Consider the following 17,692-nt stretch of genomic DNA (forward strand, 5'->3'; position numbering starts at 1 on the left):
CACAAGCCGAACATGCCACCACTGCGGACACATAAACAAAGAGTTAAAAATCAAAACACGCAACTGGAAATGTCAAAAATGCGGAAAAACACTTGATAGGGACACAAACGCAGCAATTAATATTCTAAACCGCTGGTTCAACGGAGATAGCCTGAAAAAATACTTAAATTAACCATTATTAAGTGAAAAAAAATTCAGGAATCCCCACCCTCTTTTAGGGTGGGGTGGTTCAAATCTGCCGATCTTCAATCCATTGGTGTTGAATTTGGCAATGCCTTTTGAGTTTGTAGAGATATTGAATGTTTTTGTCATTTTGTCCGATTTGACCGTTACTTTTAATTTCACATTCTTTAGAAATACGTTTTTCTTGTCCTGCAGTTTTATGATGAAATATGAATTCTTTTTATATATTGCGGCTTTCTGGTCTGCCTGAACCTTAGTTTTGATTTTTGGTATTGTAACGTTTTCAGCAGTGGATTGATTGCCATCATCAGATGTTTGATTACCCTCATTCAGGATTTGATATCCATTATCATCACCAGCCACAGGTAAAGTCTCATTGAAACCTAATGTTCATCTGAACATCATCTCCTGCTGATATGGCACCTACACTAAGAATCATTATTATTGATGCCATTAAAATTATTGAAATTCTTTTAAGGTTCACAAAATTGCCTCAAAAATATAGAAGATATAGATAATAATTTTATCGCTAATCCTATATACAATTAATATTTGAGAAAAAAATTTTCAAGATTATTGTAAAAAAAAAGTTAAAGAAAAGGATGTGAAAGAAGATAATTATTTTCCAATATCTTCTACCAATTCTTTTGCATAAGGAGTTATATTTTCATTCAGCATACGCTCTAAGAATTCTCCAGTATAGGTTCCTGCTTCAGCCACTTCTTCAGGGGTTCCAGTAGCAATCACTTCGCCTCCACCGTCACCGCCTTCAGGACCAAGGTCGATAATGTGGTCGGCAGTTTTAATGACATCAAGATTGTGCTCAATGACAACGACTGAATTGCCCGCATCGGTCAATCTTGCCAGAACTTCCAACAATCTTTTGATATCTGCAAAGTGAAGACCTGTAGTCGGTTCGTCAAGAATATATAATGTTTTACCAGTACTGGTTCTTGACAGTTCTTTTGCAAGCTTGATTCTTTGAGCTTCACCACCGGATAGTGTTGTTGCAGGCTGACCTATTTTCATGTAGCCCAAACCGACATCATATAAAGTCTGAAGCTTTTTAGTAATTTTTGGAATGTTTTCGAAGAATTCCAATGCTTCCTCGACGGTCATTTCCAGAACTTCATAGATATTTTTACCCTTGTATCTTATATCCAAAGTCTCTTCATTGTATCTTTTACCGCCACAGACTTCACATGGAACATAAACATCAGCCAAAAAGTGCATTTCAATTTGAACGATACCGTCACCGGTACACGCTTCACATCTTCCGCCCTTAACGTTGAAGGAGAATCTTCCAGGCTTGTAACCCCTTGCCTTTGACTCGGGAGTGTTTGCAAACAAGTCACGAATATCTGTAAATACTCCTGTGTATGTTGCAGGGTTTGACCTTGGAGTTCTTCCAATCGGTTTTTGGTCAATTGCAATGACCTTGTCAATGTTCTCCAATCCTTCAATTTCCTTGTATTTACCTGCAAACATGAATTTTTTGGACAATTTGCCCTGTGCTCCCTTATAAAGAATCTCATTAATCAAACTGCTTTTACCTGAACCGCTTACACCGGTCACACAGGTGAACAAACCCAATGGAATTTCAACATCGATTTCCTTCAGGTTGTTTTGAGCAGCACCAATGATTTTTATGAATTTGCCGTTTCCCTTACGCCTTTCTTTAGGAACATCAATCTTTTTAGTTCTTGAGATGTATTGGCCTGTAATTGAGTCAGGATTGTTCATGATGTCCAATGGAGTTCCCTGAGCTACGACTTTACCTCCATGCTCGCCCGCTCCAGGACCAATGTCAACAACGTGATCTGCAGACAGAATGGTCTCCTCATCATGCTCAACGACGACAAGAGTATTTCCCAAGTCTTTAAGTCTTTTAAGCGCCTCAATTAGCTTAATGTTATCCCTTTGGTGAAGTCCGATACTTGGCTCATCCAAAATGTATAGAACACCAACCAGACCTGAACCTATTTGAGTCGCAAGCCTGATTCTTTGAGCCTCACCACCGGAAAGGGTACCTGAAGACCTTGACATTGACAGATAGTCAAGTCCCACTTCAACCAAAAAGCTTAAGCGTTCCTTAATTTCCTTTAAGACCTCTTTTGCAATGAACATCTCCCTTTCAGTCAACTCCAAATCCTGGAAGAACTTATATGAATCCTTAATAGCCAAATCACACACGTCAATGATTGATTTTCCGCCGACAGTAACAGCCAATATTTCGGGCCTTAAACGTTTTCCGTCACAGACATGACATTTCCTGTCGCTCATAAATTTGGAAATGTATTTTCTTGAGTAGTTGGATTTGGTTTCAAAGTATAATCTCTCCATTCTTGGAATTACGCCTTCAAACTTACGATTTACCATATAGGACTTGTTTCTTCTTTTGAAAGTAAACGGAATCTTATCCTTGCAGCCATAAAGAATTGTATTTTGATATTCACTATCCAATTCTTTGAATGGAATGTCCATACTGAAGTTGAAATGATTTGAAACTGCTTCAAGCATTTGATAATAATAATTTTCCCTTTTGGCTGACTTTGACCAAGGTGCAATTGCCCCTTCGTTTAATGTTAATGACTTGTCCGGAACAATCAAATCCGGATCGATTTCCATTTTGGAACCGATACCATTACATTCAGGACATGCCCCCTGAGGAGCGTTGAATGAAAACATCCTTGGAGTCAGTTCCTCAAAGTTTATACCGCAGTCAACGCAGGCAAAGTGCTCAGAGTATTTTTTCTCATATTCCTCCTCACCATTGTCAAACAAAACAGTAATCAAACCATCTGTGAATTCCGCTGCAGTTTCCAGAGAATCCACAAGTCTTCTTTTAAAGTCAACATCCTTTCTGATTTTCAACCTGTCGACTACAACATCGATATTGTGCCTGTAGGTCTTTGCAAGCTCAATGTCCTCATCCAAATCCCTGACTTCACCATCAACACGGACCCTTACAAATCCCTTGTTTCTCAAATCATCCAGGACATCCTTGAATTGGCCCTTCTTGTCACGAACTACCGGAGACAAAATATGAATTTTGACCCCTTCTCCCTCTTCAATGACTGAATCTCCAATCTGACCAATGGTCTGTTGTGATATTTCCTTTCCACAATTCGGACAATGAGGAATTCCAATCCTTGCAAACAGTAATCTTAGATAATCATAGATTTCAGTGATTGTACCTACAGTTGACCTTGGATTTTCCCTGGTTGTTTTCTGGTCAATTGAAATCGCAGGGGACAAACCCTCAATTGATTCCATTTCAGGCTTTTTCATCTGACCCAGAAACTGTCTTGCATAAGCGGATAATGATTCAACATATCTGCGCTGTCCTTCAGCATAGATTGTATCAAAAGCTAGTGAAGACTTTCCAGACCCACTGAGACCTGTAATTACAATAAACTCATCACGAGGGACACTGACGTCAATATCCTGCAGATTATGCTCACGTGCACCCTTGATGACAATCATTTTTTTATCTTCATCAGTCATAATTAAACTCCTTAATAATATTAGATACTCCAGTATATAAAATACTTTAGAGAGCATTTGAAAAGTAATTTCAAAATCAGATATTCTTAACTATTAGTTCTAAAATTATTAAATATTGCGATATGAGACTGAACAATATTGAACTGAAAGAAAAATCTTTTAGCATTAAAGAAATATTGAAAAAAAAATAAAAAAAAGAATTAATAGAAAGGATCTTCAATTTGAGGTAACCTTTCTTTTACATTTTGACGAGTCCATTTGGTACCCATACTTGAATAAAAGCAATTGATCTTGTTTTTTGTTGATTTGCTTAGCTTATATTTAAGCTTTACAATCAAACCGGAAGTATCATAGTTGTTAAAGCACTTTTTCATATGCTTAACGGTTAACCAGTTGGTAGGAATATCATGGCTTCCATAGTCATAATCCCCTGAAGGATTACCGACCAGTACCTTCTTACCGTCTTTGCTTATATCTAAAATGGCCACATAATGATTCCAAGTATGGAATATTAAAGCACAACCACCTTTTTTGAGATGTTTTAAAGCCTTATTAAATGAACTTTTATAATAAAAGCTGCATTTAAAATTGAATTTCTGCAAAGCTTTCTTAAGGCCGCTGGTGCTTGAACCGCTGTAAGAATTTGAACCGGCTTTTTGACCCAGATACTTTTCACAGTAGTAGTTTCTCAAAACCTGAGTGCACATACTGGCAGAGGTCGGCCCACATGTATAACCAGTATTTTGAACATCCCTCACTTCAGCATAGGTATAAGATTTTCCCTTAAGGGAAACTGTAATCTGGCCAGGCCAATATCCATTCTTATTTTTCTTAACAACCTTAGTATTGAGAGCCCTTTCAATAACATTCCATTTTTCCCTTTTGATAATGTGATTGAGTTTTGGTTCGGCCTTGGATTTGAAGAAAGTGTATTTGCTTAATTTCTTTTTCATATATAAGCAATAGCTGTCTCTTTTTAAGACCTCTTTATATTGTGACTTTAAAAGAGTGTATTTCATATCCCCATCAGCCATCACATAACTTCCAGTCATATAATCAACATTAGGAACGCCATTTTTCAAAGGAATCTTTGATTTCAAAGGATTTTTAGGATCTCCTTTAATTCCAGTGACCTGCTTTGAAGCCTGAGAAGATGCCACTGTTGAAGTTCCGCCAAATTCAACTTTGATGGAAATCTTACCGGTTCCCAATTTAGGTTTACAAATGATAATCCCTTCGGAATTTGTCCTTTTAGTGTAAACCTTATTATTGATTGTGATTTTTACAATCTGATTAGCAATTACAGATTGAGTAGCACTTTTCAGATATATCCTCAAATAACCATTTGTTAGGAGTATTGAATTGCCGATAACGATTGAAGTAGGTATGAGAACCATTATGTTAACCGTCTGGCTGACAGGATTATAATAGTCATTTCCATCAAAGCTAACGGTTATAACGTGTGATCCTACAGACAGGCTAATCTTCAGTCCTGCACGACCATCAGAATTGGTATTATATGTATACACCTTATTGTTTACAATAAAGGACAGCGAAATATTTTGTATAGGATTTCCATTAATGTCACTAAGGTAAGCATAAAGATACTCGCCGTTTTTTAAACCTGTCGGACCAAAAGAAAGTGTAGTATTGATTTTTGAAACAGTTATATCAAAAGTCTTACTGACAGGAGCATAATCATCATCTCCTAAGAAATTAACTTGCAACACATAACAATTAGCAGGCAAATCAAGCATTAAATTTGCAGTACCATTTTCATTCGTAAAAAGCAAGTGTTCTTCATCATTTATTGTTGCTGTTAAATTCTTATTAACCAATGACATATTATTTGAATCTTTAAGAGAAATTTCAATCTCTTCACCCGTAGCGACCTCGGATGAATTAATCTGAATAAAAGGAGTTGGTTTTTCAGACAGTAAGTCGCCTGCATCAAGTTCATCCAAATCATCACTTAATTCAATATGTTCACCATTATCATCGACAGTTAATGTATCTGTTGAATTAATGTCAGTTGCACTAACAATAGAAACCGACAATACGGCGAAAATCATTAAAATTAATGCGAATTTAACATGTTTTTTTGAAAATAACATCAAATATACATTTGTTTCAAAGGAATATAAATAACTAATGATTTTGTTCAACTAAAAAAATAGAAAAATTAAATTGACAACTATTTTTCAAATCCTTTTAATGCATATAACTTATTTCTCAAATCAGCCGCCCTTTCAAAGTCAAGTCTTGCTGCGGCATCCTTCATGTCTTTTTCCAAATCACGGATTAACAAGTTAAGCTCATCTTTTGGTATTTTACTGACATCACGACCAATGCCCTTGTACTTTTCATCCTCTTCTGCGAGTTTTTCCTTAAGGGTCCTTTGAGTTGATTTTGGAGTGATTCCATGAACCTCATTGTATTTCATCTGCAGCTTGCGTCTTTTAAGTGTGGTGTCATATGCCTTTTGAACAGAATCGGTCATTTCATCAACATACATTATTACACGGCCGTTGACGTTTCTTGCAGCACGTCCGATGGTCTGTATCAGGGAAGTTTCATTTCTCAAAAATCCTTCCTTATCGGCATCCAAAATAGCTACCAGAGACACTTCAGGCAAGTCCAGACCCTCCCTTAAAAGGTTTACACCAACAAGCACATCGAATTTACCGCGTCTTAAATCATCAACAATATCAATCCGCTCAAGAGTATCGATTTCAGAGTGCATATACCTCACCTTGACTCCGATTCTTGCATAGTAGTCTGTCAAATCCTCTGCCATACGCTTTGTCAATGTAGTTACAAGTACCCTTTCATCCTTCTCTGCAGTCAGCCTTACTTCTTTAAGCAAATCCTCAACCTGACCGGTTACCGGACGAATCAACACTTCAGGATCCACAAGACCTGTCGGCCTGATAATCTGCTCAACCACATTTCTAGATTTTGCTAGCTCATATGGTCCAGGCGTTGCTGAAACGTAGATTACCTGATTTACTGATGATTCGAACTCATCAAATCTCAAAGGCCTGTTTTCCTTAGCGGACGGCAATCTGAAACCATGCTCAACAAGGGTTTCCTTACGTGCCCTGTCCCCATTGTACATTCCCCTGATTTGAGGAACTGTAACATGAGATTCATCTATTATTGTCAAAAAGTCATCAGGGAAGTACTTTAAAAGAGAATATGGCTTTTCTCCCCATTCCCTTCCGGACAAGTGCATGGAATAATTCTCTACTCCTGGACAGTATCCCATTTCCTGAAGCATTTCTATATCAAAACGAGTTCTCTGTTCCAGCCTTTGAGCCTCAAGCATTTTCCCCATAGAGTTCAGTTCAGCCAGCCTTTCATCCAATTCGTTTCTGATTTTTGAAAGTGCAATGTCCATCTTGTCCTGGCCGACAACGAAGTGCTTTGCAGGGAAAATCATATATCTGTTTAGGGATTCCTGCTTTTTGCCTGTGACCTTGTCAATTATGCTGATTGCATCTATCTCATCACCGAAGAGCTCTATCCTTATAGGAGGAGTTCCATGAACAGGATTGATTTCAATTACATCTCCCCTTACTCTGAACTGCCCCCTGTCAAATTCTATGTCGTTTCGCTCATATTGCATGAATACCAAACGGGACAATATTTCCGAACGCTCATAAATATCTCCAACTGCAATTCCAAAAGCGAACTCGCCATAGTCTTCAGGAGAACCGATACCATAAATGCAGCTTACGCTACTTACAACGATGACATCATCCCTTGAAAGCAGTGATTGGGTGGCTGAATGCCTCATGATATCAATATCATCATTGATTGAGGCTTCCTTATCGATGAAAGTGTCTGTTCTAGGCACATACGCCTCAGGCTGATAGTAATCATAATAGCTGACAAAATATTCAACGGCATTGTCCGGGAAGAATTCCTTAAATTCCTCATATAGTTGGGCGGCCAGGGTCTTGTTGTGTGATATGACAAGGGTAGGCTTCTGGACCTTTTCAATGACATTTGCCATTGTGAAAGTCTTTCCTGAACCTGTCACCCCTAAAAGAGTCTGTTCACGAACCCCATTATTAATGCCTTCAGCTAAAGAGTTAATGGCGTTTGGTTGATCGCCCAATGGTTTATAGGGCGATTTTAATTTGAATTCTTTCATGATATCTAGTTTTTAATTGTGATATTGAAACTTATGTGGATATAGCTTGGAGCGCAGCATGGAGTGACCCTCTGGTCCCTTACAATCAACTCCCCATATCCTTTCAATTGCTTATTTAAATCTTTTATGACATTAGGAACGATTTCAGTATTATAAATCTTAAGGGAACCAAGGAACACTGTCTTTGCAGACATATTCATGACTGAAATGTCCTCAACAACGTCAGGTTCGGAATATTTTGCCAAAATATCGTTGGATTTCTCGACAAGTTCCTTTTTAATAGCTTCCTTATCCATTTCATTCCCTCAAAGCGTCGGCAATGGATTTTGCAAGCGATACACGTGAAGTGTCTGAAGACAAACTGTTTGTTCCAATGATTTTATTGGCGCCTGCAGCGTAGATTCTGACGGCACCGTTATTGGTCAATATCGGATGTACGCAACATACATCTACTGATGATGCACCATATTGCTTCAATATGTTGATTGCATTGACGATAGTTCCTCCGGTTGCAATGATATCATCAATGATGATTGCATGCATGCCTTTCACAGAATCGACATTGACAGTGTTTTCACTTTCACTGTCACATCTCACATCCACGATTTTAGTTTCCACTTTATCCGGACCTAATCTGACTTTTGTCAAATATGTGCAGTCACAGCCGATTATTTCAGATATTTCCTGTGCAAAACCATATGCACCCTTATCAGGAGCAATGATCAATGGCTTTTCGTCACTTTTCTTGAAGAATTTTTTATTCAGGTATTCTGCAATTGCAGGCATTGCTGAGATGTTTCTTGCAGGAATGTCAAAGAAGTTCAAGACACATTCCTCATGAATATTGAAAGTGATGAATTCGTCAGCGCCTGCTGCCTGAATCAATTCACATATAATCTTAGCGGAAATTGTCTCACCTGGATTGAAACGTTTTTCCTGTCTGGCATAACCCATGTATGGGACTACTGCCCTTACTTTTTTAGCTCCCAAATCCTTAAGATTTGCAATTATGAACAACAATTCCATCAGATTTTCATCCTGAGGATATCCTGTTGACTGAATAACGGTCACTTCGTCTTCAAGTTCACCGTTAATTCTCAAATACCTTTCACCATCAGGAAACTTACGAGTTTCAACATAACATAATTCTTCATCGAGTTCGCGTGCAACGTGAGCTGCTAAATCTTGAGAAGCTGAACCACCTATAATCACAATATCACCAAAATTCTATTTGAAATAATATATGTTTTTGATAATTAAAAAGGTTAAGTATTAATACCATAAATTATTATAAAAGTTTAATATGAAAAAATCACATTTAATTATCTTATCAATAATGGCAATACTGGTAATATTTATTGCATCCACACTCGTTAGTCCTATTTTAATAGTTTGTGAGGACATGGAAGAAGATGGAAGTATAGATATGGCTGCAACACTTTCAGTGGCCGGATTTGAATGGATTTATCCTGGAAGTTCATTTAATTCACAAGGTCAAACATTGCATAATGTCCATATTGACAATCCCCAAGACCCTTATGGTGCCGCCCGTGACATAATGAGTTATACATATCATTTTACACCACATATGGTCGTTAGCTTAAGTAGCGAAGGTGCTCAAGCAATATTTGGTGGCAACATTGTGGATGATATCCGTGCAAATGACGGATACTTCGGTTATGAGGGCAACGGCAATGTACAGGGAAGCATGTCCAGAGGAGATGCAATAGACACTGCAATGAGTCAAAACATGCCTAATTTGCTCCAAATCCCGATACAGATATTACTCGGAAAAATCACTTTCCATTTTGTCTAATGCAACATTACATAGAATGAAAGTGCCACACCAACCAATGAAATCATCATCATTATCAAACCATGCTTTCTTAAAGTCGGATGCTTTGATTGCACCAAATAAAACGGCATGAAAAAACCAAAAAAAGTAAAAACAGCAAAATTTGTATGTTTTGAAATCATTCCTGCAACAAATCCGCTCCATGATAGGAAAATGGTTATAATGTAAGCTGCAATAAGTGCTTTTTTATTTATCTTAAGCTGATCAGCCCTATAAACATAAACATTGTTGGGCCTTAAACCTTCAACCAGCGGTGTGCCGCATTTTGCACAGAAATCATAATCGTCCTGATTAACAAATCCGCAATTTTTGCATGTTCTTGTCATTAGTTAAAATTAATATCTTTTAATATAATTATTTTTCCAATTTCATTGCGATTTCCTGGAAAAATTCTCCCAGATAATTTTCATTGGTTAATTCAGAATAATATTCAAATCCCAATTTTTCCAGAACCCGTTTGGATTGATTGTTTTCAATCCGATAGCTTGCATAAATCTCTTTAACCCCTAATTCATCAAATGCCCTTTCAACTAAAGCATGGGATGCCTCAAAAGCATAGCCATTTCCCCAATACTCTTCACCAATCCAGTAGCCCAGTTCAGCTGCACCATCACCCCACCAATGGTTTGTATCCGGATGAAACAATAACCCCACACATCCCATAGGAACATCATCCTTTACAACTGCATAAGTTTCCCTTTTAGAAAAGACTGTTTTGATAATGTTAAGGCTATCATCAACACTTTCATGAGGGGGCCAACCGGCAATCGGACCAATATTTGGGTTTTTTGCAAAGTGATATAAGCATTGCGCATCGCTTTCCTGCCACGGCCTTAAAACTAAATTGGAAGTTTTTATAATCATTGAATAAAGTTTGTTTTGATGAATTATAAAACTAATCAAAATACACACAATTTATTAACTAAGACAGACATATAACTAATTATGAAAGTTAAAGACGGAATAATTGGTTTAGTAGTAGGAGATGCATTGGGAGTTCCCGTCGAGTTTACTTCAAGAAGCGAACTTGAGGAAAACCCTGTCACCAGAATGGAAGGCAATGGAATGTATGGCCAGCCAGCCGGAACCTGGTCTGACGATACATCAATGACACTGGCTACAATGACCAGCATTATAAACAAAAAAGGAATCGACTACGATGACATAATGGACGAGTTTCTCGAATGGTACATCAACAGCAAATACACAAACAGTGATGATGGAAGATTTGACATAGGGATTACCACCGTAAATGCATTAAACAACTATAGAAATGGAGCACCGGCATTGGAATCAGGATGCAATGGGGAACGTGAAAACGGAAACGGTTCACTAATGAGAATTTTGCCTTTGGCATATTTCAGGGACATCGACTATGAAACAATAGAAAACGTTTCAGGCATTACACATGCCCACAAGAGATCAAAGATTGCCTGTGTTTTATATGTCGAAATAGCCAAATCCATGCTTGAAAATGATGATTTGACTATCGAAGAGCACATTAATCTGGCATGCGATAAAATCAAAGAGCATTACAAAGGTTCAGAAGAATTGAAGCACTTCCAAAAAATATTTGACAACAATCTGGACGACATAAGCGGAAAGGGTTATGTAATATATACCTTTGAATGCGTAGTCCATTGCCTGTTGACTACCGACAATTATAGGGATGCAGTCTTAAAAGCTGTCAATATCGGTCATGATACCGACACCAATGCGGCCATTTGTGGAGGACTTGCAGGAATCTATTACGGATTTGATTCAATACCTGTAGATTGGACAGATCAAATCAATAGGATTGATTACCTGCTTTCATTATGTGAAGAATACGAGGCATTTTGTGATGAATCTTAAGGAAAGTATCAAAAATATGAGGGCTACATGCAATAATTATGTAGACCCTAACCTGTTTGCTTTCATCATCGGTGATGATTGCCATATGGGCACCAACAATATCCTTGAAATCGATGGGTATGGCATCATTAATGATGATTCCTATGAAGAAAGGCTCATGAAAATTCATGAAAACGAGCATATCTTTCTACCTGCCGGCATGATGACTTTCATGCCCATAATAAATGAATGCGACATATTCTGCGAAAATGACTATAATCTAAAGCTTACACAGGAAGAATTTGATGAATATGCAGATGAAGAAGAAAAGCTATTCGGCATTTTAGTTAAAAAAGATAGTGATGAGTTTATTATTGGCCAAACTGATGTCTGCAACTGCAGCATTGACGCATCATTTAAAAAGATAGAAAAAGATGATTCCGAGTTTTTTAAAAAAATAGAAGAAATAATTAGTAAAAAGATAATCTAGTCAAAATTTCTTTTTATTTCTTCCCACATTGCCTGCTCTTCGCCACAACCAGTCATTATAACATAATTGTACTTGGATTCCTTAGCGAATTGGGTTAATTTTTCGATTCTTTCATCCATTGGGTCATAAGGCAACGGATAAAAGTCACAATTATCGAAATCCTTTTTGATTATTTCATAATACTCTTTGGCTTTTTCAATAGACTTCCTTCCCGGAACGACAATTATATGATCAGGATTCATGCTTTTGATTACATCAAAATGGTCTTCAAAGATTTCCTCTTCATCCACATCAGGAGTGGTGTAGATGAATTCCAATGGACCGTCAACATACTGTTCCATGAATCTTGCATTGATTTTAGTTGCATCCCCATTGTCCCCCTGGCCTATTCCAACGAATTTGTCATTGCATCTGACCACCTCAAACCTTCCAGGCGGAATGAAAGACATGTCCAAATTATTAAAAACGTTTTCAACCTTATTTTTGATATTATCCACTTTTGGAGTGAATGTTGCATAAGCGGTGATTGATGCTAAAGTATTGTAAATATTATGTACACCAAAAGGAGGAACAGTGAGATTTACCTCAAACTGGACATTTTGAGAAGCCGTATAATTATAAATATCTCCGACAATTGTCAATTTCCAATTGTCATTGTTGAATTCGATGTTGGTCAATTTGACATTAGGTTCCGGTCGTTTAAATCCGCATTTACAGGAATAAATTCCCCGATGGCTTAAAAATCTCATTGAATAGTCCAAGGTTTCGCCACAGTTTGGACACTCAACAGGACTGGCGTCATCGTCCACAATATCCTCAATGGCCAAACCATAATAATTTATGGTAACGTCCTTTTCTTTATTTACTCCAATCAGTGCTGTTCTTGGATCATCACAGTTTGTAATGATTACTCCTCTTGTCATGCCTTCGGACAATAAGGCTTTAGCACGATAATAATCAGCAAACGGATTTTTAACACCTGCAACAGCAGTGTGCTCCTTTGAAATGGTTGTGTAAACAACACCTATAGGGTCAATTACCTTTTGAACTGTGTCAGGAATTCCATATTTCATGTTACGTATTCCGTACTCAAAAATACCCAAATCCCCTTTCTGATTTAAAATTGCAGTGGCAATTGAATGGACTGTATTGTTTTCAAAACTTTTTCTGAATTCAATATCTCCAGTCATCAACTTAATAAATAATGTAGTGGTAGTAGTTTTTCCGTTAGTACCTGTAACAAGTACAGAACCTATTTTTAAATCTTTTGCAAGTTCAGAAATTGATTCATGACCTCCAATTCTATCAAACACATATCCTGGGATGTTATGACCTCCACCAGGACCTACTTTTGAAATCTGTGTCACTATTTTACCAGATAATTTTGCCACATTAAACTTTAACCTACCTACCATGATAATACATTATTATTATAAAATATTTATAATTAATGGACAAAACTTTAAAAAAATAGAATATTAAAATGCATCAAAATGATTTAACAAAAAAAATATAAAATAATATCCAACTAATTTGTAGTTGGATTATTAATGCTTGTTTGCGGGACTTTATCCGCCACTTTAGAACCGATGTTCTTCATTTTTGCGATTAACTTATCTTTGTTGGAACCGCTAATCAAAATGTTTTCCAGAACATCACTTAAGGTTTCGGTTGGAATGATTTCAATCATATCTTCGTATTTTTTCTCAATCATCACATCTTTCATGTTGGATTTTGGAATCAATACCTTTTTCATTCCAGCTTCAGCAGCCGCTTCGATTTTAGCGGTTGCTCCACCTATAGGCATTACATCTCCACGAACATTTAATGAACCGGTCAGTGCAACAGTCTGATCGATTGGAATCTCCTCAATAGCAGATATTACTGCTGTTGCAATACTTACGCTTGCTGAGTCACCTTCAACCCCATCATATGTTTGGATGAACTGAATGTGAATATCATATTGGGAGATGTCCTTGTTGGTGTATTTTTTGATTAATGCACTTACGTTTTGAACTGATTCCTGAGCGATTTCACCCAATTTACCTGTAGCGATAATTTGACCGCCGTTTTTGGATTGTGTCGGTGCCGCTTCAGCTGCAATCGGTGATACAATTCCACTTCTATCACCAATCACTGCAAGTCCATTGATAAGACCAACTCTTCCACCTTCAGCAGATACCATACTGTAATCTTTTCTTTGCATGATGGATCTGTCAGCTATTTGCTGTTCGAGAGTTCTTGCATATTTCTTGGCTTCAATCACATGTTCGGCAGTTACAATATCTGAGCCTTTTTCAATAGCCACATCTCCTGCGGAACGTACAAGTCCACCCAAATCCCTTAATCTTAATGTCAGCGCATTCTGCTTGCCTGACCTTCTTTTTGCTTCCATGATGATTTCATCCAATGCATCGGTTGCAAAGTGAGGGATTCTTCCATCATTTTTGACTTCCTGTGCTACGAACTGAACAAGTTTTTCCCTGTTTTCAGTAGTATCGTCCATGTAGTCTTTCATGAATACTTCATAACCGTATCCTCTGATTCTTGACCTCATTGCAATGTGCATTCCTTCAAGAACCTGAAGGTTTCCTGATGCCACAAGCACAAAGTCGCATGGAACAGCCTGAGACCTTACCATTGCTCCTGAGGAGTTTTCGCTTTGACCTGTAATTGAATATTGTTTTTCCTGCATTGCAGACAACAATTCCTGTTGGGTCTTCATGCTCATTGTACCTATTTCATCAATGTACAAAACTCCCTTGTTGGCCTTGTGAATCATTCCCGCTTCAACACGCTCGTGTGCAGGGGTTCCTAATCCTCCTGATTGGTATGGGTCGTGACGTACATCTCCTAAAAGTGCACCAGCGTGAGCACCGGTTGCATCCATGAATGGAGCAAACCTTGCTTCTTCATTATTAACCAACAATTTAGGGGACATGTTATTTGTTTTTGGTTTAATCTGTATTGATATGAGTAAGATTAATGCTGCTGCAATAATAGATTCAAGCAATCTTCCGTACATGAATCCGATTACCAGTATTCCTCCTATTGCAAACATTGTAATAATTGTTTTTCTTTCTTCATGACCTTTAGCAGAGCCTTTTGTTGCTCTGACTATCTTTTTACCTTCACCGGCAGGTACTGTTCTGACTAAGGGATGGTTGTTGTCTTCCACATTAGGATATACTAATACATCTTGAAGAACCTCATGAGGCAATATCTGTGCCATACCTTTTGCAAGCATTGATTTTCCGACACCAGGATCACCAATGAGCAAAACATTCCTTCTCTGTTTTGCCGCTTTTTTGATTGTTTCAATGGACTCTTCATGCCCAATGACTTGATCAATTAATAAAGGTGGAACTTCAATATCTTGTGAGCTTTTGATATTATCATAATCTAACATAGGTTTGGTTTCTTCACCATCATCTTCCTTGATTTCAGGTTCAAGGACCACTTCGGCAGAATCTTCAATTGATTCATTTTCTTCAAATTTCATAAACAAACCTCACTTGTATTAAATTCATCATTAAAAAATTAAGTTTCATATACTATTTAAATATATTTAAGAATCCACTATATATAAAAAGTTTTCGATTTTAGTAACTTTTATTTACTAAAATATTTGTATTTTTAAATGATTGTATCTAATAATTTCATGGGGCCCATATTAAAAAAAATTTAGTTACCAACATAGTTTTGAAGAAAAAATTAAACGATAATAAAAATAAATCATATCAAAAATATAAAAATTATTAGAATTCAATTTTTATTAAAAAAATAACAATTATCAATTCTTTATGGATAAATAAAAAAATTATAGTAAAAAATAGACAATAATATATATTAAAAATTAATATATTAATTATTGTAAGGTAAATTTTCAATAATTTATTCTTACTAATCGAGTTTGAAGGTATGATTTTACATCAGTTTTATAAACCCCGGATGTATACAAAAATCATACCTCAAATGAGATTAATTAAATCTCATTTTTAAATTATTTATAATATTAATCCAATATATTTATACATGGCAAAATGTATCATGGTTCAAGGAACATCATCAAACGCTGGAAAAAGCATGCTCGTAGCGGCACTATGCAGAATATATAAGAACAGAGGATATAAGGTAGCACCTTTCAAATCCCAAAACATGTCACTGAACTCCTACACCACAAAGGAAAACGGTGAAATTGGAATTGCCCAAATGCTGCAGGCAGAAGCCGCAATGATTGAACCAAGCATACACATGAATCCCGTTTTGCTGAAACCGAAGGGAGACTTCACATCCAATGTAATCATCCAGGGAAAATCCATCGGAGACATGAATTTCTATGACTATCAGCACAAATACCATGATGATGCATTCAATGCCATCAAGGAAAGCTTCAAGATACTTTCAGATGAGTACGATGTAATAATCATTGAAGGAGCAGGTTCTCCGGCTGAAATCAACATGCGCGATCAGGATATAGCAAATATGGAGATAGCACATCTTGCAGACGCAAACGTAATCCTTATAGCAGATATTGAGATGGGAGGTGTGTTTGCGGCAATAGCCGGAACATACGTTTTGCTTGACGATTATGACAGGTCACGTCTCAAGGCGACAGTAATCAACAAGTTCAGAGGAAATCTGGATATCCTAAAACCGGGTCTTGACAGGATTGAGGAGATAACCGGCGAACCGGTATTGGGAGTGCTGCCGTATGACGAAACATTAAGGCTTCCCGAAGAGGATTCAGCATCACTGACAACCCATGTCTTTGCAGAGGATAAAGACATCACCATAGGAGTTATCAGGCTTCCAAAAATAGCAAATTTCACAGACATCGACCCATTTGAGTATGAAAGCGACGTGGCGCTTAAAATGATTGGTGTCAACGATGAAATCGGAGACGTTGATGCAATAATAATTCCAGGAACCCGTAACTCAACAGAGGACATGTTTGCACTTCATGAAAGCGGTCTTGACGAAAGGATAATTGAAAAATCCGGCGAGATTCCAATCGTGGGAATTTGTGGCGGTCTGCAGATTTTAAGTAACATAATCTACGATGAAGACAAGCGCGAATCAAAACATGGAACAATTGAAGGTCTTGGGCTTTTGGACATTGAATCCAGCTTTTCAAGAGCCGAAAAAATAGTTACACAATCAATCGCAACAATACCTGATGATTTAAACGGTATTGCCTGCGAAATATTTAAAAATATTTCCGGTGAAGAGGTTACCGGATATGAAATCCATGAAGGAACAACAGAACTCTTAAACTCAAAACCGTTACTTAACATCAAAAAAGGTCAAGGAAACAACGATGAAGGACTGATTGATGGGGCAAGCAATGGAAATTCATTTGGAACATATTTCCATGGAATATTTCACAATTACAATTTCAGAAGGGAATTTCTGAACTATTTAAGGGTCAAAAAAGGTCTTGAGGCCAAATATGGCGAAGACCCTTACGAAACACAAAAAGACTATTCCCTAAACAGACTGGCCGAAATCGTTGAAGAGAACCTTGACATGGACATCATCGACAGATTGTTATTTGAATGAAACTCATCAAATCCCATTAAAATGTAAAATGTCCATTTATTGCTTATGGATTTAATTGCACTGCCCACAATATTTCTTTCAAATTGATTTGCATACAATTTCT

Annotated in this window: 15 protein-coding genes; 5 read left to right on the forward strand and 10 right to left on the reverse strand. The window is 37.2% G+C overall.

The genetic code is table 11. From position 1 onward, the window contains the following. Window positions 1-172, forward strand: a 172-nt coding sequence (locus ACJMML_RS05330; RefSeq protein WP_405306340.1) for a zinc ribbon domain-containing protein, incomplete at its 5' end; no start/stop codon positions are given. Here ACJMML_RS05330 and ACJMML_RS05335 read toward each other — a convergent pair. The 6 genes from ACJMML_RS05335 to ACJMML_RS05360 all read right to left on the reverse strand — a co-directional run bounded on the left by ACJMML_RS05335 (window position 169) and on the right by ACJMML_RS05360 (window position 9,061). After that, window positions 169-546 (reverse strand): hypothetical protein, encoded by a 378-nt coding sequence (locus tag ACJMML_RS05335; protein ID WP_405306327.1) that lies wholly within the window; start codon window positions 544-546, stop codon window positions 169-171. The genes ACJMML_RS05330 and ACJMML_RS05335 overlap by 4 nt on opposite strands. Window positions 547-801: 255 nt before the next feature. Beyond that, on the reverse strand, window positions 802-3,690 hold the full coding sequence (gene uvrA, locus ACJMML_RS05340; RefSeq protein ID WP_405306328.1) for an excinuclease ABC subunit UvrA: 2,889 nt from the start codon (window positions 3,688-3,690) through the stop codon (window positions 802-804). Window positions 3,691-3,890: 200 nt separating this feature from the next. Further along, window positions 3,891-5,804, reverse strand: coding sequence for a cysteine peptidase family C39 domain-containing protein (locus ACJMML_RS05345; RefSeq protein WP_405306329.1), 1,914 nt, complete (start codon window positions 5,802-5,804; stop codon window positions 3,891-3,893). An 80-nt stretch (window positions 5,805-5,884) separates the two neighbouring features. After that, window positions 5,885-7,849, reverse strand: a complete 1,965-nt coding sequence (gene uvrB / locus ACJMML_RS05350) for an excinuclease ABC subunit UvrB (RefSeq protein WP_405306330.1) — start codon at window positions 7,847-7,849, stop codon at window positions 5,885-5,887. A gap of 5 nt (window positions 7,850-7,854) precedes the next feature. After that, window positions 7,855-8,145 (reverse strand): hypothetical protein, encoded by a 291-nt coding sequence (locus ACJMML_RS05355; protein ID WP_405306331.1) that lies wholly within the window; start codon window positions 8,143-8,145, stop codon window positions 7,855-7,857. Between the two features lies 1 nt (window position 8,146). Continuing rightward, entirely contained in the window at window positions 8,147-9,061 is a 915-nt protein-coding gene (locus ACJMML_RS05360; RefSeq protein WP_405306332.1) for a ribose-phosphate diphosphokinase, read from the reverse strand. Window positions 9,062-9,152: 91 nt separating this feature from the next. Between ACJMML_RS05360 and ACJMML_RS05365 the strand changes: the two genes are divergently transcribed. Then, window positions 9,153-9,665, forward strand: a complete 513-nt coding sequence (locus tag ACJMML_RS05365) for a hypothetical protein (protein WP_405306333.1) — start codon at window positions 9,153-9,155, stop codon at window positions 9,663-9,665. Here the strand turns inward: ACJMML_RS05365 and ACJMML_RS05370 are convergent. After that, the gene (locus ACJMML_RS05370) at window positions 9,662-10,030 is read right to left on the reverse strand and encodes a zinc ribbon domain-containing protein (RefSeq protein WP_405306334.1); all 369 of its coding nucleotides are present in this window, start codon (window positions 10,028-10,030) and stop codon (window positions 9,662-9,664) included. The genes ACJMML_RS05365 and ACJMML_RS05370 overlap by 4 nt on opposite strands. Before the next feature lie 28 nt (window positions 10,031-10,058). After that, complete coding sequence (locus tag ACJMML_RS05375; protein WP_405306335.1) at window positions 10,059-10,568, reverse strand: GNAT family N-acetyltransferase; 510 nt, start codon at window positions 10,566-10,568, stop codon at window positions 10,059-10,061. 81 nt (window positions 10,569-10,649) lie between these two features. Between ACJMML_RS05375 and ACJMML_RS05380 the strand changes: the two genes are divergently transcribed. Both ACJMML_RS05380 and ACJMML_RS05385 read left to right on the forward strand, forming a co-directional pair. Further along, window positions 10,650-11,558, forward strand: coding sequence for an ADP-ribosylglycohydrolase family protein (locus tag ACJMML_RS05380; RefSeq protein ID WP_405306336.1), 909 nt, complete (start codon window positions 10,650-10,652; stop codon window positions 11,556-11,558). Beyond that, window positions 11,548-12,027 (forward strand): hypothetical protein, encoded by a 480-nt coding sequence (locus tag ACJMML_RS05385; RefSeq protein WP_405306337.1) that lies wholly within the window; start codon window positions 11,548-11,550, stop codon window positions 12,025-12,027. The genes ACJMML_RS05380 and ACJMML_RS05385 overlap by 11 nt, the downstream gene beginning before the upstream one ends. Here the strand turns inward: ACJMML_RS05385 and ACJMML_RS05390 are convergent. Further along, window positions 12,024-13,442: a Mur ligase family protein gene (locus ACJMML_RS05390; RefSeq protein ID WP_405306338.1), complete on the reverse strand. Its 1,419-nt coding sequence runs from the start codon at window positions 13,440-13,442 to the stop codon at window positions 12,024-12,026. The two genes, ACJMML_RS05385 and ACJMML_RS05390, sit on opposite strands and share 4 nt — an antisense overlap. A 113-nt stretch (window positions 13,443-13,555) precedes the next feature. Continuing rightward, window positions 13,556-15,436 carry an ATP-dependent protease LonB gene (lonB, locus tag ACJMML_RS05395; protein ID WP_405306341.1) on the reverse strand — a complete coding sequence of 627 codons (1,881 nt, stop codon included), beginning with the start codon at window positions 15,434-15,436 and terminating at the stop codon, window positions 13,556-13,558. A 626-nt stretch (window positions 15,437-16,062) separates the two neighbouring features. On the opposite strand from lonB, the gene cobQ reads away from it, so the two are divergent. After that, entirely contained in the window at window positions 16,063-17,589 is a 1,527-nt protein-coding gene (gene cobQ, locus ACJMML_RS05400; protein ID WP_405306339.1) for a cobyric acid synthase CobQ, read from the forward strand. The last annotated feature ends 103 nt before the right edge of the window (window positions 17,590-17,692 follow it).

The sequence above is a fragment of the Methanobrevibacter sp. genome, from assembly GCF_045130115.1.
Lineage (GTDB): Archaea > Methanobacteriota > Methanobacteria > Methanobacteriales > Methanobacteriaceae > Methanocatella.